At 61.7% G+C, this 452-nt stretch carries 1 protein-coding gene; it reads right to left on the reverse strand.

Annotation, left to right across the window (positions count from 1 at the left end; all coding sequences use genetic code 11):
* On the reverse strand, positions 1–452 hold a 452-nt coding region (locus AC1DKR_RS21185), incomplete at both ends, for a Na+/H+ antiporter NhaA (protein WP_478035120.1).

The following is a 452-nucleotide window of genomic DNA, read 5'->3' on the forward strand; positions in this document are numbered from 1 at the left end:
TTCGTGCGTAGCGGAATGCAGAACGCCAGGGTCACACCGGCCAGCGTGGCGTGGACGCCGCTCTTGAGTACGCACACCCATAGAATCAGGCCAATGATCATGTAGGGACCGAGCTTGACCACGCCTAGCCGATTCATCGCCACCAACGCCACCAGACAGGCTGCGGCCAGCATCAACGACAACGTCGACAATGCGCCGGAGTAGAAAATCGCGATGACGATGATTGCGCCCAAGTCATCGATGATCGCCAGGGTCATCAAAAACAGCTTCAGCGAGACCGGCACACGCTTGCCCAGCAAGGCGAGCACGCCGAGGGCGAAGGCGATGTCGGTGGCCATCGGGATTGCCCAGCCGCCGAGTGCTGCCGGGTTGTCCTTGTTGAGGAACCAGTAGATCAGCGCTGGCACGACCATGCCGCCGATGGCCGCTGCACCCGGCAGGACGATCTGCGA

It is taken from the genome of Stenotrophomonas sp. 01N47 (assembly GCF_056399165.1).